Source organism: Kineococcus gypseus (assembly GCF_050871305.1).
Taxonomy (GTDB): Bacteria; Actinomycetota; Actinomycetes; order Actinomycetales; family Kineococcaceae; genus Kineococcus; species Kineococcus gypseus.
Genome location: NZ_JBJLRD010000014.1, coordinates 61,394 through 77,039 on the forward strand (window position 1 = coordinate 61,394; position 15,646 = coordinate 77,039).

At 79.8% G+C, this 15,646-nt stretch carries 14 protein-coding genes; 7 read left to right on the forward strand and 7 right to left on the reverse strand.

Annotated features, from left to right (window positions below; genetic code table 11):
* Positions 1-16 precede the first annotated feature (16 nt).
* The 4 genes from ACRYMN_RS07525 (at position 17) to ACRYMN_RS07540 (ending at position 4,402) form a co-directional block, all read left to right on the forward strand.
* Entirely contained in the window at positions 17-1,324 is a 1,308-nt protein-coding gene (locus ACRYMN_RS07525; protein ID WP_432493595.1) for an MFS transporter, read from the forward strand.
* 101 nt (positions 1,325-1,425) lie between these two features.
* Positions 1,426-2,649 carry a four-carbon acid sugar kinase family protein gene (locus ACRYMN_RS07530; RefSeq protein WP_432493597.1) on the forward strand — a complete coding sequence of 408 codons (1,224 nt, stop codon included), beginning with the start codon at positions 1,426-1,428 and terminating at the stop codon, positions 2,647-2,649.
* Positions 2,646-3,686: a 4-hydroxythreonine-4-phosphate dehydrogenase PdxA gene (gene pdxA, locus ACRYMN_RS07535; protein WP_432493599.1), complete on the forward strand. Its 1,041-nt coding sequence runs from the start codon at positions 2,646-2,648 to the stop codon at positions 3,684-3,686. The genes ACRYMN_RS07530 and pdxA overlap by 4 nt, the downstream gene beginning before the upstream one ends.
* Complete coding sequence (locus ACRYMN_RS07540; RefSeq protein ID WP_432493601.1) at positions 3,683-4,402, forward strand: GNAT family N-acetyltransferase; 720 nt, start codon at positions 3,683-3,685, stop codon at positions 4,400-4,402. The genes pdxA and ACRYMN_RS07540 overlap by 4 nt, the downstream gene beginning before the upstream one ends.
* Positions 4,403-4,411: 9 nt before the next feature.
* Here the strand turns inward: ACRYMN_RS07540 and ACRYMN_RS07545 are convergent, their stop codons facing one another.
* On the reverse strand, positions 4,412-7,306 hold the full coding sequence (locus tag ACRYMN_RS07545) for an ATP-binding protein (RefSeq protein ID WP_432493603.1): 2,895 nt from the start codon (positions 7,304-7,306) through the stop codon (positions 4,412-4,414).
* Positions 7,307-7,365: 59 nt separating this feature from the next.
* Positions 7,366-7,626 (reverse strand): hypothetical protein, encoded by a 261-nt coding sequence (locus tag ACRYMN_RS07550; RefSeq protein WP_432493605.1) that lies wholly within the window; start codon positions 7,624-7,626, stop codon positions 7,366-7,368.
* A gap of 226 nt (positions 7,627-7,852) precedes the next feature.
* Between ACRYMN_RS07550 and ACRYMN_RS07555 the strand changes: the two genes are divergently transcribed.
* On the forward strand, positions 7,853-8,155 hold the full coding sequence (locus ACRYMN_RS07555) for a hypothetical protein (RefSeq protein ID WP_432493606.1): 303 nt from the start codon (positions 7,853-7,855) through the stop codon (positions 8,153-8,155).
* 52 nt (positions 8,156-8,207) lie between these two features.
* On the forward strand, positions 8,208-8,879 hold the full coding sequence (locus ACRYMN_RS07560; RefSeq protein WP_432493607.1) for an MBL fold metallo-hydrolase: 672 nt from the start codon (positions 8,208-8,210) through the stop codon (positions 8,877-8,879).
* A gap of 17 nt (positions 8,880-8,896) precedes the next feature.
* Here ACRYMN_RS07560 and ACRYMN_RS07565 read toward each other — a convergent pair whose 3' ends face one another.
* From ACRYMN_RS07565 to ACRYMN_RS07585, 5 genes are all read right to left on the reverse strand, one after another.
* Complete coding sequence (locus ACRYMN_RS07565) at positions 8,897-10,249, reverse strand: MFS transporter (protein ID WP_432493609.1); 1,353 nt, start codon at positions 10,247-10,249, stop codon at positions 8,897-8,899.
* Between the two features lie 82 nt (positions 10,250-10,331).
* Complete coding sequence (gene dprE2 / locus ACRYMN_RS07570; protein WP_432493611.1) at positions 10,332-11,093, reverse strand: decaprenylphospho-beta-D-erythro-pentofuranosid-2-ulose 2-reductase; 762 nt, start codon at positions 11,091-11,093, stop codon at positions 10,332-10,334.
* Positions 11,094-11,163: 70 nt separating this feature from the next.
* Positions 11,164-12,024: a MaoC family dehydratase gene (locus ACRYMN_RS07575; RefSeq protein ID WP_432493613.1), complete on the reverse strand. Its 861-nt coding sequence runs from the start codon at positions 12,022-12,024 to the stop codon at positions 11,164-11,166.
* Positions 12,021-13,457, reverse strand: coding sequence for a 3-oxoacyl-ACP reductase (locus ACRYMN_RS07580; RefSeq protein ID WP_432493615.1), 1,437 nt, complete (start codon positions 13,455-13,457; stop codon positions 12,021-12,023). The genes ACRYMN_RS07575 and ACRYMN_RS07580 overlap by 4 nt, the downstream gene beginning before the upstream one ends.
* Complete coding sequence (locus ACRYMN_RS07585) at positions 13,457-14,779, reverse strand: acetyl-CoA C-acetyltransferase (protein WP_432493617.1); 1,323 nt, start codon at positions 14,777-14,779, stop codon at positions 13,457-13,459. Before ACRYMN_RS07585 ends, ACRYMN_RS07580 begins: the two co-directional genes overlap by 1 nt.
* A gap of 86 nt (positions 14,780-14,865) precedes the next feature.
* Here ACRYMN_RS07585 and ACRYMN_RS07590 point away from each other — a divergent pair, with 86 nt between their 5' ends.
* On the forward strand, positions 14,866-15,594 hold the full coding sequence (locus tag ACRYMN_RS07590; protein WP_432493619.1) for a TetR/AcrR family transcriptional regulator: 729 nt from the start codon (positions 14,866-14,868) through the stop codon (positions 15,592-15,594).
* Positions 15,595-15,646: the final 52 nt, after the last annotated feature.

Here is a 15,646-nt window from a genome sequence, read left to right on the forward strand (position 1 = left end):
CTGGCAGGGTGGAGCGGTGCGCCGCGTCGTGGAAGCCGTCGTCCCGGCGCGCCTGGGCACCGGTTTCCGGTGGCTGCTGGCCTCGAGCTGGGCCAGCAACCTCGGCGACGGCATCGCGCTGGCCGCCGGTCCCCTGCTGGTGGCCTCCACCACGCACGACCCGTTCCTCGTCGCGCTGGCCGCCACCGTGCAGTGGCTGCCGCCGCTGCTGTTCGGCCTGACGGCCGGGGTGGTCTCCGACCGCTTGGACCGCCGGCTCGTCGTGGTGGTGGTCGACGCGCTGCGCGCCGCGGTGCTCGTGCTACTGGCGCTGGCGGTGCTCACCGGCCGCGCGCCGACCGCCGTGGTGCTCGTGGCGCTGTTCCTCGTGGCCACCGCGGAGGTGTTCGCGGACAACACCTCCACCACGCTGCTGCCCTCGCTGGTGGCGCGCGCCGACCTCGGCGTGGCGAACGCGCGGCTGCAGACGGGTTTCGTCACCGTCAACCAGCTCGCCGGCCCGCCGCTGGGCGCGCTGCTGTTCGGCGTGGGCGCGTCCCTGCCCTTCGCCACCCAGGCCGCGCTCGTGGGACTGGGCGCGGTGCTCGTCAGCCGGCTGGTGCTGCCCGCGCGCACCCGCGGGCCCGCTCCCTCGCGGGTGCGCCACGACGTCGCCGAGGGCCTGCGCTGGACGCTGCGCCACCCGGCGGTGCGCACCCTGGTGCTCACCATCCTCGTCTTCAACGTCACCTTCGGGGCGGCGTGGTCGGTGCTCGTGCTCTACGCCACCGAGCGGCTGGGGCTGGGCCCGGTCGGCTACGGCCTGGTGACCACCGTCAGCGCGGTGGGCGGGCTGCTGGGCACGCTGGCGCACGGCGCGATCACCCGCCGGGTGAGCCTGGGGAACGTGCTGCGCGCCGGTCTGGTGGTCGAGACCCTCACCCACGGCGCGCTGGCCGCGACGACCTCGCCGTGGGTGGCGCTGCCGGTCTTCTTCGTGTTCGGCGCCCACGCGTTCGTCTGGGGCACCACCTCGATCACGGTGCGCCAGCGCGCCGTGCCCGAGGAGCTGCAGGGCCGGGTCGGCTCGGTGAACATCGTCGGCACCTTCGGCGGCCTCGTGGTCGGCTCCGCGCTCGGCGGCGCGCTGGCGCAGCACCTGGGCGTGACCGCGCCGTTCTGGTTCGCCTTCGCCGGCTCGGCGCTGCTCGTGCTGCTGCTGTGGCGGCAGCTGCGGCACGTGGCGCACGCCGACGAGGGGCCCGGCGCGGCGCCCGGCGAGGCGCCCGGCGAGGCGCCCGGCGAGGCGCCCGGCGGGGCGCCGGCGGTGGGCTCGGCGCCCTGAGGGCCCGGGGCGGGGCCGGGCGCGCCGGGCGGCGCGCCGCGGTCGTGCCACAGTGGCGCCACCGGGCGCACCCGCGCCGGGCGGGCGCGAGGAGGACGCAGGTGACGGGGACCGGCGCGCGAGCGCTCCTCGCGCTGGCCGACGACCTCTCCGGCGCCGCGGAGACCGCGATGGCCTGGGGCGGGACCCCCGTCCTGCTCGCGGACGGCGGCTGGGGCGGCGGCAGCGCCGTGCTCGACCTCGACCACCGCGACGCGCCCGCGGAGGTGGCGCACCGGCGGGTGCTGGCGGCGCTGGAGCACCTCGCCGCCGCACCCGGCGCCGCGCCGGTGCTGTTCGCCAAGCTGGACTCGCAGCTGCGCGGCAACGTCGCGGCCACCGTCGCCGCCCTGCACGCCGCTGCGACCGGTGGCGCGGTGGTGGTGTGCTGCCCGGCGCTGCCGGCCCTGCGCCGCGCGGTGCGCGACGGGCGCGTCCTCGTCGACGGCGCGCCGCTGCACGAGGCCCCGGCGTGGCGGGGAGCGGCCACCGCGGCCCCGGCGGACGTGCCCGCCGCGCTGGGCGACCTGCCGGTGCAGCCGCTCGCGCTGGAGCCGCTGCGCGGCGGTGCCGGCCCGGTGGCGCTGGCGGCGGCCGCCGCGGCGGGCGCGGTGGTGGTGGCCGACGCCGTCACCGACGCCGACCTCGACCTGCTCGTGGCCGCGGGGGCCGGGCGCGAGGTGCGCTGGGCGGGCTCGGCGGGCCTGGCCGCCGCCCTGCACCGGGCCCGCGGCGCAGGGCGCAGCGCTGCGGGACCGGCAGGACCCGCGGGACCGGCGGGACCGGCCGGGCGCGGGGTCCTGCTGGTGGTGGGCACCGCGGCCCCGCAGGCGCGCGAGCAGACCGCGGCGCTGGTGCACCACCGCCCCGCGACCCGCGTCGTGCGGGTCGCCGGCGGCGAGCCGGACGGCGCGGCGGCCGCCGCGCTGCTGGGCGCCCTGCGCGCGGGCGGGATCGCCGTGCTGCACGGTCCGCAGCGCGCGGGCCGGCTGGACGGCGGGCCCGCGCGGCGGCTGGCGCGGGTGGCGCTGGACGTGCTGGCGGCCCTGCCGGCACCGGGCCCGGACCTGCTGCTCACCGGCGGCGAGACCGCCCGCCGGGTCCTGACCGGCCTGGGCGCCACCCGCCTGGACCCGCTCGGCGAGGTCCACCACGGCGCCGTGCTCAGCCGCACCGCGGACGGCCGCCGCGTCGTCACCCGCCCGGGCTCCTTCGGCGCCCGCGCCTCGTTCGTCGACGTCGTCGACGCCCTCGCACCCCGACCCGCCCCGGAGGCCACGCCGTGAGCAGCACCAGCACCAGCACCGGTCCCGACGAGCGCCCCGTCATCGCCGTGACGATGGGCGACGGCGCCGGCGTGGGCCCGGAGGTGGTCGTCGCCGCGCTGCTGGACGAGGGGGTGCGCGCGCGCTGCCGCCCGGTGGTCGTCGGCGACGCCGCCCGGCTGCGGCTGGCGGCGCGGGTGCTCGGGCGCGAGGCGCACGTGGTGGCCGTGGACCGCGCCGACGTGGCCGGCGCGGGGGCGGACCCCGGGCGCGTCGACGTCGTCGACCTGGGCCTGCTGCCGGAGGACCTGCCCTGGGGGGAGGTCTCCGCCGTGGCCGGCGACGCGGCGTTCCACTACGTGCGCGTGGCGGCCGAGCTGGCGCTGGAGGGGGCGGTGCAGGGCATCTGCACCGCGCCGCTGAACAAGGCGGCCCTGCACGCCGGCGGGCACCCCTACCCCGGGCACACCGAGATGCTCGCCGACCTGACGGGCACCGAGGAGGTGTCGATGATGCTGTCCACGCCCCGGGTGAAGGTCGTGCACGTCACCACCCACGTCGGGCTGCTGGACGCGGTCGAGCGCATCGAGCCCGGCCTGGTGGAGCGCACCATCCGCCGCGGGCACGCGGCGGTGGTGCGCTCGGGGGTCCCCGAGCCGGTCATCGGGGTGTGCGCGATCAACCCGCACGCCGGCGAGGGCGGGCTGTTCGGCCGCGGCGAGGAGGCCGAGAAGATCGCCCCCGGCATCGAGGCGGCGCGCGCGGCCGGCATCGACGCGCGCGGGCCGCTGCCGGCGGACACCGCGTTCTTCCTCGCCGGGCGCGGCGACTACGACCTGGTGGTGGCGATGTACCACGACCAGGGCCACGGGCCGGTGAAGGTGCTGGGCATCGAGGAGGGCGTGAACATCACGGTGGGCCTGCCGGTCGTGCGCACCTCCGTCGACCACGGCACCGCCTTCGACATCGCCGGCACCGGCCGCGTCGACACCCGCAGCATGGTCGAGGCGCTGCGCCAGGCCGCGCAGATGTCCCCGGCACCGCCCGCCCGCGGGTGAGCGCGCAACCCGACCCCCAGCCCGACCCGCAGCCCGACCCGCAGCCGGACCCGCGGCCCGGGGCGGCGCGGCTGCGGCCCTTCGACCCCTGCGCGCCGGCGGACCTGGCGGGGCTGTACGACGTGTGCCTGCGCACCGGGCTGGACGGGGGCGACGCCACCGGTCGGTACGCGGACCCGCTGCTGCTCGGCGACGTCTACGCCGGCCCCTACGCCGCGCACGACCCCGCGCTGGTCACGGTCGTCGAGGACGGCGACGGGGTGGCCGGGTACGTGCTGGGCTGCACCGACACCCTGGCGTTCGAGCAGTGGGCCCGCGAGCACTGGTGGCCCGGGGTGCGCCGGCGCCACCGCGCCCACGTGGCCGCCGGGCACGCGCCCACCGAGCGCGACAGCGCGCTGCTGCGCTCGCTGGACGCCGCGCCGGGCCCGCGCCCGCACCTGCACGGGCGCTCGCCGCTGCCGGCGCACCTGCACGTGGACCTGCTGCCGCGGGTGCAGGGCCGCGGGCTGGGCCGGCGCCTGGTCGAGCGCCTGCTCGTGCAGCTGAGCGCCCGCGGGGTGCCGGGGGTGCATCTGGGCGTGTCCAGCCGCAACCCCGGGGCGGTGGGCTTCTACCGGCGGCTGGGCTTCACCGAGCTGCCGGGGCTGCCCGAGCCGCCCGGGCCGCCGGGCGGTGGCGGCGCGGGCACCACGATGGGCCTGCGGCTGCGCTGAGCCGGCGCCTCAGCGCCCGCCCGCCAGCAGCCCGCCGCGCAGCGCGATGGAGACCGCCTCGGCGCGCGAGGAGGCCCCCAGCTTGGCCAGGATCCGCGAGACGTGGACGCTGGCGGTCTTCTCCGCCAGGAACAGCCGCTCGCCGACCTGCCGGTTCGTCAGGCCCTCGGCGAGCAGCTCCAGCACCTGCGCCTCGCGGGCGGTCAGCGGACCGGCCGCCGCGCCGGGCAGGGCGCGCACCCGGTGCGCGAGCGCGTCCAGCGCCGCCGCCAGCGGCGCGGCGCCCAGCTCGGCGGCGCTCGCGCGGGCCAGGTGCAGCTGCTCCAGGCCCTCCTCGCGCCGGCCCGCGGCCACCAGCGCCTCCGCCAGCCGGCGCCGGCAGCGCGCGGCCTCGTAGACGGCGCCGTACCCGAAGCCGTCCACGGCCGCGGACCAGGCGGCGACGAGGTCGGCGGGCCCGGCGCCGCGCAGCCGGGCGCCCTCCGCGCGCGCCACCAGCACCCAGGCGCGCCCCTCGGGCCCCAGCGTGCCGGCGCGCGGCTGGCCGGTGCGAGCCAGCTCCTCGACGCGGTGCAGCAGGCGCGCACCGGTGGCGTCGTCGTCGGCGCGCGCGTCCCCGGCGTCGCGGGCGTCGGCGAGCGCGCCGATCGCCTGGGCGCCCAGGCGCAGCCCCATCAGGTGGGCGGGGTCGGTGGTGGCCAGGTCCTCGACGAGGCCGGCCAGCAGCCGCGCGGCGCGGCGCGGGTGCCCGTCCCAGCGGTCGGCCTCGGCGACGGCCGCGGCGGCGGTCAGCCGGTCGGCGGGGTCGTCGAGGAGGCCGCCGGCGAGCTCGCGGGCGCGGGCGGGGTGGCCGGTGGCGGCGGCGACGTGGGCGGCGACCACCGCCACCGCCGAGGCCACCGCGCGCGGCCCCTGCGGCCCCACGCCCCCGGCGATGCCCTCGGCGCGCGCGAAGCGGCCGGTGACGAAGCAGGCGGTGGCCTGCAGCAGCAGCAGCTGCACCCCGTACGGCGCCCACGACAGCCCCGCCGCGCGCGCCCACGCGCACGAGGCGTCGAGCACCTCCAGGGCCCCGGCGAGGTCGCCGCGGTCGTAGCGGTCGGCGGCGCGGTTGTAGTCCGCGCGCAGCGAGGTGCCCAGGTGCCCGGCGCGGCGGGCGGTGGCGGAGGCGGCGGCGAACCAGGCGTCGGCGTCGGCCAGGGCCCCGGCGAGGTTGTCCAGGCCGCCCAGGGTGATCAGGGCGTCGGCCTCGGCGCCGGGCACGCCGTGGCGCACGGCCAGCTCGCGCGCGGCCAGCGCCTCGTCGCGGGCGGCGGGGTCGTCGAGCTGGTACAGGCAGCGGGCGGCGACGGCGGTGGCCCAGCAGGCGGTCTCGGCGGCGGCCGGGTCCGCGCCCGCGGCGCCGACGAGCTCCACGGCCCGGCGGGCGTGCGCCAGCGCCTCGGCGGTGCGGTCGGCGGCCCACAGCTGCACGGCCAGCCGGCGGTGCGCCTCGGCGGCCTGCGCGGCGCCGGCGCCGGGCTCCAGGGCGTCCAGGGCGGCGCGCGCCAGCGCCACGGCGCGGGTCGTCTCCCCCGCGCTGCCGGCCAGCCGGGAGGCGCGCAGGGTCACGGCGGTGAGGCTGGCGCCGGCGCGCGCGGCGGCGTCGGGCACGGCGTCCCACAGCTGCAGCACGTCCTCCAGGTGCCGCCAGGCCTGGTCGGGGGCGCTGAGGCGCTCGGCCTCGTCGGCGGCGAGCAGGCCCGCGCTCAGCGCGCCGGGCAGGTCGTTGCCGGCGCGGGCGTGGTGGGCCAGGTCGGCGGCCGCGCCCAGGCGCCGCCCCTGCGCCGCCGCCGCGGCCAGGGCGCGGGCGTAGGCGGCGTGGCGGCGGGCGCGCTCGCCGGGCAGCAGGTCGGAGTAGACGGCCTCGTGCAGCAGCGCGTGGCGGAAGCGGTAGCCCTGCTCGCCGTCGGGGTCGAGCACCCGCAGCGCCACGGCGTCGCGCAGGCCGCGGTCCAGGACGTCCTCGTCCAGGCCGGAGGCCGCGCGCAGCAGGTCGTGCCGCACGCGCCGCCCGCCCGCGGCGGCGGTGCGCACCACCTCGGCGGCCTCGCCGGGCAGCGCCTCGACGCGGGCGAGGACCACGTCGGCCAGCGCCTCGGGCAGCGGCGCGCCGCCGCGGCCGGCGCCCCGGCCGGTGCTGGACGCCAGCAGCAGCTCCCCGGCGTAGTAGGCGTTGCCCTCGGCGCGCTCGTGGATGCCGCGGGCGGTGGCGGCCGGCACGTCCGCCCCGGCCAGCCCGGTGAGGTAGCTGCGGGTCTCCTGCGCGGTGAAGGGGCGCAGCGCGACGCGGCGCACGGTGGGCAGGCGGCCCAGCTCGGCGAGCACGGGGCGCAGCGGGTGGCGCCGGTGCACGTCGTCGGTGCGCACGGTGCCCACGAGCAGCAGCCGCTCGTCGCGGGTGCGGCGCACCAGGTGGGTGAGCAGGTCCAGGGTGGCGCCGTCGGCCCAGTGCAGGTCCTCCAGCACCAGCAGCACGGTGCGCTCGCGCGCGGCGGCGGCCAGCAGGCCGGCGACGGCGTCGAAGAGCTGCAGCTGGGCCAGCTCGCCGGCGGCGTCGCGGGCGGACCACCAGGCGGCGCCGGTGTCGCGCTGCAGCGGGGCCAGCGCCTCCACGAAGGGCAGGTAGGGCAGGGCGCCGCCGCCGGCGGAGGCGCAGTGCCCCAGCAGGGCGGTGACGTCGCCGTCGGCGGTGGCCAGGTGCACCAGCTCGTCGACCAGGCGGGTCTTGCCGACCCCGGCGTCGGCCTCCACCAGAGCGGTGCCGGCGGTGCCGGCGCGGGCGGCGCCCAGGGCCGCGCGCAGCACCGCCAGCTCGGCGGCGCGGCCGACCAGGGGCGGCGCGCCGGGGGGGACCGCGGTCACGACGCCCATGGTGGCAGCCGCCCCCGACGCACCGGGCACGCCGCGTCAGCCGCGCCGCGTCACGGCAGGCGGGGCGCCGGCGGGCGCGCCGCCCGCCGCGCACCGGCGCGGCGCACCAGGCCCGCCAGACCGGCCAGGCCCGGCACGGCGCGCCCGCCGTGCACGCCGCGCCCGCCGTGCGCGCCGTGCCCGCGGGCCGGCGCCGCGGCCCGCCGGGCGCGGCGCGCGGCGCGCACCAGCCGCTCGCGCTCGGCCTCGCGCAGCAGCTCCTCGTGGCGCTGGAGCACCAGCGCCCGGTCCGTCCCGTGCACGACGTCCACGTCCGACCTCCCACCGCTCCCGCCGGCGCGGGGTGCGCCGACTCTGCGAGCGTGCGGCGCAGGGAGTGCCGCCGGCATCGGGCGATCACCGCGTCCCGGGCGCCGGCGACCCCCTCAGTTGACGCTGAGCAACTAAGGAGCACCCGGCGTGTTCACCGCTGGGCCGTGGCGGTCGTCCGCCACGCACCGACGGGCGATCACCCGGGGCGCGGGTCACCATCTGGTGGTGGCCGTCTGGACGTCGTTCGTGAACCTCGTGCACCTCGTGGGCGCCGTCGGCTCCGCCGCCCTCGCGCTCGGCTTCGCCGCCGGGGGGCAGGCGGGCCGGGCCGTGTTCTACGGCCTGCTCACCCTCGCCTTCGCCACCGCCCTCGTGCGCCGGCGCGCGCAGGCCCGGCCGGCCGCCCCGGCGGTGGTGGACCTGCGCACCGGCCGCACCGCCGGGGTCGCGGCAGCCCCCGCCGCGGCAGGCCCCGCCGTGGCCGACGCGGGCGGGCTCGAGGCCGGCCCGGAGCGCCCGGCCGCCTGAGCGGTGCGCGGCCCGCGCCCGGGACGGGTCGGGGACGGGCTAGGTTCGCGCCGTGGCGCAGCGCAGCGGGAGCGACGGGACCGGCAGCGGCGGGGTCGAGCTGACCTCCACCGCGGAGGTGCGGTCCGTGCACGTCGGGCCCATGGACAACGTGGCGTACCTGGTGACGTGCCGGCGCACCCGCGAGCAGGTGCTCGTCGACGCCGCGGCCGAGCCGGCGACGCTGCTGGACCTGGTGCGCGCCGGCTCCCCCGAGGGGCGCCTTGCCCTGGTGGTCACCACGCACCGCCACCCCGACCACGTCGGGGCGCTCGCCGAGGTGGTCGCCGCCACCGGCGCGGCCACCGCCGCGGGCGAGGACGACGCGGACCACCTGCCCGTGCCGGTGGACCGGCGGCTGCGGCACGGCGAGGTGCTGACGGCCGGCGACGTGCGCCTGGAGGTGGTGCACCTGCGCGGGCACACCCCCGGGTCGGTGGCCCTGGTGCTGCGCGGCGGCGGCGAGGGCCCGGACCGCGTGCTCACCGGCGACTCGCTGTTCCCCGGCGGGGTGGGGAACACCCGCGGGGACGCGGCGGCGTTCACCTCGCTGCTCGGCGACGTCACCGCGCGGCTGTTCGACGTGCTCGACGACGCGACCGTCGTGCACCCCGGGCACGGGGCGCCCACCACGATCGGGGCCGAGCGCCCGCACCTGAGCGAGTGGCGCGCCCGGGGCTGGTGAGCCCCGGACGCGCCCGCCTAGTCCTGCAGCGCGCGGCCGCGGGTCTCCGGCAGCAGCCAGCTGGCGGCCGCGGCGACCGCGAAGGAGGCGCCGAACACCACGAACACCAGCGCGGTGCCGCCGGCGGCCAGCAGCGGCGGCACGCTCAGCGGCGCCAGGATCGAGGCGATGCGCCCGAACCCGGCGGCCGAGCCGGCGCCGCGGCCGCGCACGAGGGTGGGGTACACCTCGGGCGTCAGCGCGTACAGCGCCCCCCAGGCGCCGAGGTTGAAGAACGACAGCAGGACCCCCGCGGTGAGGATCGCCGGCTCGCTGTCCGCCGCGGAGTACAGCAGCGCCGCGAGCGCGGAACCGACGAGGAACACCGACAGGGTGCGCCGGCGCCCCCACGCCTCCACCAGCCAGGCGGCCGCCGCGTAGCCGGGCAGCTGCCCCAGGGTGATGACGAGCGTGAACCCCAGGGAGCGCACCAGCGTGAACCCGTCCTCGAACAGCAGGCTGGGGATCCACGTGAACGCGCCGTAGTAGCTGAAGTTCACGAAGAACCACACCAGCCACAGCCCCGCGGTGCGCCGGCGCAGGGCCGCGCCCCACACGCCCGGCGCGTCGGCGGCCGCCGCGGGCCGCTCCTCGTGGGCGAGCGGGCCCCGCGGGGCGGCCACGCCCGCGGACTCCTCGAACTGCCGCACGACCCGCTCGGCCTCGTCCTCGCGCCCGCGGGACATGAGGAACCGCACCGACTCCGGCAGCCCGCGGCGCACCACGACCGCGTACACCGCGGGCACCGCCCCCAGCACCAGCGCCCAGCGCCAGCCGTCGTCGGAGGCGGGCACCAGCAGGAACCCCACGAGGGCGGCGGCGGTCCAGCCCACGGCCCAGAACGCCTCCAGCAGCACCACGGCGCGCCCGCGCACCCGGCGCGGGGCGAACTCGCTGACCAGCGTGGAGGCCACCGGCAGTTCCGCGCCCAGGCCCAGGCCGACGAGGAAGCGGAACACCAGCAGCGCCCCCAGCGACCAGGACAGCGCGGCCGCGCCGCTGGCCAGGCCGTACACCAGCAGGGTCAGGGCGAACACCTGCCGGCGCCCGACCCGGTCGGCGAGCAGGCCGCCCAGGCTCGCGCCGACCGCCATGCCGACGAAGCCGATGGAGGCGATCCACGAGCTCTCCCCGGCGCTCAGGTCCCACTGCACGCGCAGGGCCAGCAGCACGTACGCCACGAGTCCGACGTCGAACGCGTCCAGCGCCCAGCCGACGCCGGAACCCACGAGCAGGCGGCGGTGGCGGCGCGTGAACGGCAGGTCGTCGAGGCGTTCTGCGGCCGTCAGGGCCGTGCCCCGCGGGGCCGGCGGCGGTGCTGCGGAGGACATGCGCCTCACGCTAGCGCCCGCGGGCGGAACCCTCAGATCGTCGCGACGGCCCTCGGCGCCGCCGGCTCGGCGGGCGCGGGGCTCAGCGCGGGGCGCGGCGCCACAGCGCGCGCGGGGTGGCGCGCATCGCGGCGGCCAGGGCGCGCAGCGCCCCGGGCACCCACACCTCCCCGCGCCCGGCCGCCAGGGCGGCGACGGTCGCGTCGGCCACCTGCGGCGGGGTGCTCGACAGCGGCGCCGGGTCCATCCCGGCGCTCATGCGGCCGACGACGAAACCCGGGCGCACCAGCAGCAGGGAGACCCCGCTGCCGGCCAGGGCGTCGGCCAGGCCGGAGGCGAAGGCGTCCAGCCCGGCCTTGGCCGAGCCGTACACGTAGTTCGGCCGGCGCGCGCGCACCCCGGCGATGGAGGAGAAGACCACCAGCCGCCCGGCGCGCAGCGGGCGCAGCAGCCGCGCCAGGTGCGACAGGACGCTGACCTGGGCGGTGAAGTCGGTGTGCACCACGGCCAGGGCGTGCGCCACGTCTGTCTCGGCGCGCGCCTGGTCGCCGAGCACCCCGAACGCCACGACCGCGTCGAGCGCGCCGTGGCGGGCGACGACGCCGGCCAGCAGCGGCCCGTGCGAGGGCAGGTCGTCGGCGTCGAACTCCAGCGCCTCCACCCGCGTCGCACCGGCCGCGCGCAGCCGCTCGGCCTCGCCGGCCAGCCGCCCGGCGCCCCGGGCGGCGAGCACGACGGTGCGGGCGCCGCCGCGCACGAGCCGCTCGGCGACCTCCAGGCCGATCTCGCTGCGCCCGCCCAGCAGCAGCACGGTGGGGTTCGGGGGGATCGGCGCCGCGCTCACGCCCCCACCCCACCACACCGGCTCCCGCGCCGGCCCGCGCGCCCGTGCGCGCACCGGCCCGCGCACGCGTTCACAGGGGTTCGACGGCGGCCAGCAGGTGGGTGCACGCGCCGTCGCGCGAGAGCACCGCGGTGCGCCAGCCGCCGCCGGGCACGCCCTCGTGGCGGTGCTGCACGGTGGCCGGCAGCAGCAGCGGCGCCTTGAAGCGCACCTCGGCGCGCACGGCGCCCGGCAGCCGCCCGTCGAGCACCGCCAGGCTGCGCGAGGCCGTCCACAGCCCGTGCGCCAGGGCGCGGCGCTGCCCCAGCAGCCGCGCGGCGGGCGCGGCCAGGTGGATGGGGTTGACGTCGCCGCTGACGCGCGCGTACCGGCGCCCGGTGCCGGCGTCCACCCGCCACAGCGCGCCGGCCGCGCCCGGGCCGGGGGCGGGCGGGTCCGCCGGCGCCGGCGGCACGGCGCCGGGCAGGCGCGCACCGGGCGCGAGGTAGCGGCTGGTGCCGCGCCAGGCCGGGGCGGCCTCCCCGGCCGCGCGCACCTCGGTGACCAGGTCGACGAGCGCGCCGCGCCGGTGCGGGGCCATGGCCACCGCCCGCACGGACACCTCCAGCTCCTCGTCCACCTCCAGCGGCCGGTGGCGGGTGAACGCCTGCGCCACGTGCACCAGCCCCAGCAGCCGGAACGGGAACGGCTCGGTGACCAGCAGCTGCACCTGCGCGGCGAAACCCAGCAGGTGCGGGTACGGCAGCGGCAGCTGCGAGCGCAGCGGGTACCCGCACGCGCGCGACCACGCCGCCAGCCGGTCCGGGTCCACGCGCACCCCGCGCTGCTCGCTGCGGCGCCGGGGCAGGTCCACCGCGCCGCGCGCTCGCGGCACCAGCAGCGAGCGCGCGTAGTTCACGGCCAGCGGCCGGGGCGCGCCCACCGCGCTCACGCCCCCGCCAGGTGCTGGCCGTCCACGCGCAGCACCTGCCCGTTGACGCCGCCGGCGCCCGGGGAGGCCAGCCAGGCCACCACCTCGGCCACGTCGACGGGCAGGCCGCCCTGCTGCAGGCTGCTGGCGCGCCGGCCCACCTCGCGCGGCAGCGCCGGCATCGCCGCGGTCATGGGCGTCTCGACGAAACCGGGGGCGACGGCGTTGGCGGCCATCCCGCGCCGCGCCAGCGGTGCGGCCAGCGCCTGCACGAACCCCACGAGCCCGGCCTTGCTGGCGGCGTAGTTCGCCTGCCCCTTCGCCCCGGCCAGGCCGTTGATGGACGACAGGCACACGAAGCGCGCCCCGGGCGCCAGGGCCCCGTCGGCGCGCAGCAGCTCCTCGGTCAGCCGCAGCGGCGCGGCCAGGTTCACCCCGAGCACCGCGTCCCAGGCGGCGGCGTCGAGGTTGACGAAGGAGCGGTCGCGGGTGACGCCGGCGTTGTGCACGACGGCGTCGGCGCCGCCGAACCGGCGGCGCAGGTGCTCGGCCAGCGCGCGCGGCGCGGCGCCGGCGGTCACGTCCAGCGCGAACGCGGAACCGCGCACCCGGTTGGCCACCCGGGCCAGCTGCTCGCCGGCGGCGGGGACGTCGGCGCACACCACGTGCGCGCCGTCGCGGCCGAGCACCTCGGCGATCGCCGCGCCGATGCCGCGCGCGGCGCCGGTGACCACCACGACGCGCCGGCGGCGGGCGGGCCCGGGGACGTCGGGAGCGGCGGTGACGAGCAGCGGCTGCCCGGAGACGAACGCCGCGCGCGCCGAGCACAGGAACTCCAGCGGCGAGCGCAGCGCCGCGCCCGCGCCGGCGGCCACGCGCAGGAGGTTCACGGTGGTGCCGCCGCGCGCCTCCTTGCCCAGGCTGCGCACGAGGCCCTCCAGGGCCTGCTGCACCGAGCGGCCCTCCACGTCGCCGAAACCCTCCCCGAAACCCCCGGCGGAACCTGCGGCGGGACCTGAGGCGGGACCCCCGGCCGGGTCGCCGGCGGGGCCCTCGCCCGCCTCGGCGGGCACGGCGCCCAGCACGAGCACGCGCGCGCTGCGGGCGGTGCGCCGGAACGCCGGGGCCAGCACCTCGCGCAACTGCGCCAGGTCGGCCACGCGCCGGGCGGCGGTGGCGTCGACGACGACGGCGCCGAGGCGGTCCTCGCCGGCCGCGTCGAGGTCCGCCACGACGCGGGCGCCGGCGGCGCGCAGCCACCCGGTGACGTCGTCGGCCAGCGGGGCGGCGGCCACCCGCAGCACCAGCGCCGGCCCGGTGAGCAGTTCCTGGCCCGGCGCGTAGCGGCGCAGCCGCGGCGGCACGGGCAGCCCCAGCCGCTTGGCGGCCAGGGCGCCGGCGGGGGTGCCCACCACGTCGCCGTAGACGTCGTCGGGGAAGCGGATCGGGGCCATCACGCCTCCACCAGGGCGGCGATGCCCTGCCCGCCGGCGGCGCAGATCGAGATGAGCGCGCGCCCGCCGCCGCGCTCGGCGAGCAGCTTGGCGGTGGTGGCCAGGATGCGCGCGCCGGTGGCGGCGAAGGGGTGGCCGGTGGCCAGGGAGGAACCGGCGACGTTGAGCCGGGAGCGGTCCACGACGCCCAGCGCGCCGTCCAGGCCGAGGCGCTCGCGGCAGAACCCCTCGTCCTCCCAGGCCGCCAGGGTGGCCAGCACGGTGGAGGCGAACGCCTCGTGGACCTCCACGAGGTCGAGGTCCTGCAGCGTCAGCCCGTTGCGGCGCAGCAGGACCGGCACGGCGTGCACGGGCGCGGTGAGCAGCCCCTCGCCGCGGTGGACGTGGTCCACGGCGGCGGTCTGCGCGTCCACCAGGTGCGCCAGCACGTCCAGGCCGCGCTCGGCGGCCCACTCGTCGGTGGACAGCAGCACCGCGGCGGCCCCGTCGGTCAGCGGGGTGGAGTTCCCCGCCGTCATCGTCGCCGGCACGTCCAGGTCGCGGCCGAACACCGGTTCCAGCGCGGCCAGCTTCTCCGCGGAGGTGTCCGGGCGCAGCAGCCCGTCGCGGCGCAGGCCCAGGTACGGGGTGAGCAGGTCGTCGAAGAAGCCGCGCTCGTAGGCGGCGGCGAGGTTGCGGTGGCTGGCCAGCGCCAGCGCGTCCTGCTCCTCGCGCCCGACGCCCCAGTGCGCCGCGGTGCGCGCGGCGTGCTCGCCCATGGACAGCCCGGTGCGGGCCTCGGCGTTGCGGGGGAACTGCGGCACGACCTGCCCGGGGCGCAGGCCCGCCAGCGCCTTGAGCCGGGCGGCGGGGGTGCGGGCGCGGCCCAGCGCCAGCAGGACGCGGCGCAGGCCGTCGTCGAGGGCGACCGGGGCGTCGCTGGCGCTGTCGGCGCCCCCGGCGATGCCGGCCTCGACCTGCCCGAGGGCGATCTTCCCGGCGAGCAGCACCGCGCTCTGAAGGCCGGTGGCGCACGCCTGGGAGACGTCGTAGGCCGGGGTGGCCGGGTCCAGGGCGGTGGAGAGCACGGCCTCGCGGGTCAGGTTCAGGTCGCGCCCGTGCTTGAGGACGGCGCCGGCGACGACCTCGCCGAGGCGCTCGCCGGCCAGGCCGGTGCGTGCGACGAGGCCGTCGACGGCGGCGACGAGCAGGTCCTTCGCGGAGGCCTGCGCGTAGCGGCCGCCGGCCCTGGCGAACGGCGTGCGGTTGCCGGCCACGACGGCGACCGGGCGCACGGTGCGCGGGGCGCGCGCCGCGGCGGAGGGGGGCGGTGCTGCGGTCACGGGACCTCCTCGTCGAGCCTGGACAGCGCGAACTTAACAGGTACTCGGGGTACCGGGTACCCGTCCGCGGAGGTACCGTCGAGGACGTGGACCCCGTCACCGCCGACGCCCGCGAGGCGCGCGCGCACCCCGCCCCCGACGGGTCCGCCGCGCGCCCGGACGGGCGGCGCACGCGCTGGGCCGAGCACCGCCGGCGGCGGCGCGAGGAGCTCGTCACCGCGGCGCTGCGCGCCATCACCGCGCACGGCGCCGGGCTGGGCATGGACGAGCTGGCCGCGGCGGCCGGCACCAGCAAGACGGTGCTCTACCGGCACTTCGCCGACAAGGAGGAGCTGTACCTGGCGGTGGCGCGCCGGGTGAACCGGCTGGTCGTGCGCGAGCTGCGCTCGGCGGTCGAGAGCGCCGCCGGCCCGCGCGAGGCCCTGTCCGCCATCGTGGCCACGTACCTGCGCCTGGTCGAGGACGACCCGGAGGTGTACCGCTTCGTCGTCTCGCACCCGTTCCTGGGCCCGGCGCCCCGCGCCCCCGAGGACGACCCCGTCCAGCGCCTGACGAGCGCGCTGGCCGACGAGACGGCCCGCACCCTCACCGCCCACCTGCGCGCCGCGGGAGCCCCCGACACCTCCGCCGACGCGCTCGCGCACGGCCTGGTCGCGCTCATCCGCTCCGCCGCGGACCGCTGGATCTCCACCCCCGACCGCCTGGGCGCCGCCGCGATGGCGAGCGCCCTCACCGACCTCGCCTGGGGCGGCCTGCGCGCCGTGCTGGGCGACGGCCCGCCCCCCGCCCGCACCGCTCCCGAGGAGGTCCCGTGACCGCCACCGAGATCGACAGCCCGACCGCCGCCCCGGCGCCGCAGGCGCACCC

Coding starts and splice junctions, on each gene's coding strand:
- ACRYMN_RS07565 (WP_432493609.1), bottom strand. CDS start 10,249: ATGTCCTCCGCAGCACCGCCGCCGGCCCCGCGGGGCACGGCCCTGACG.
- ACRYMN_RS07580 (WP_432493615.1), bottom strand. CDS start 13,457: ATGGCCCCGATCCGCTTCCCCGACGACGTCTACGGCGACGTGGTGGGC.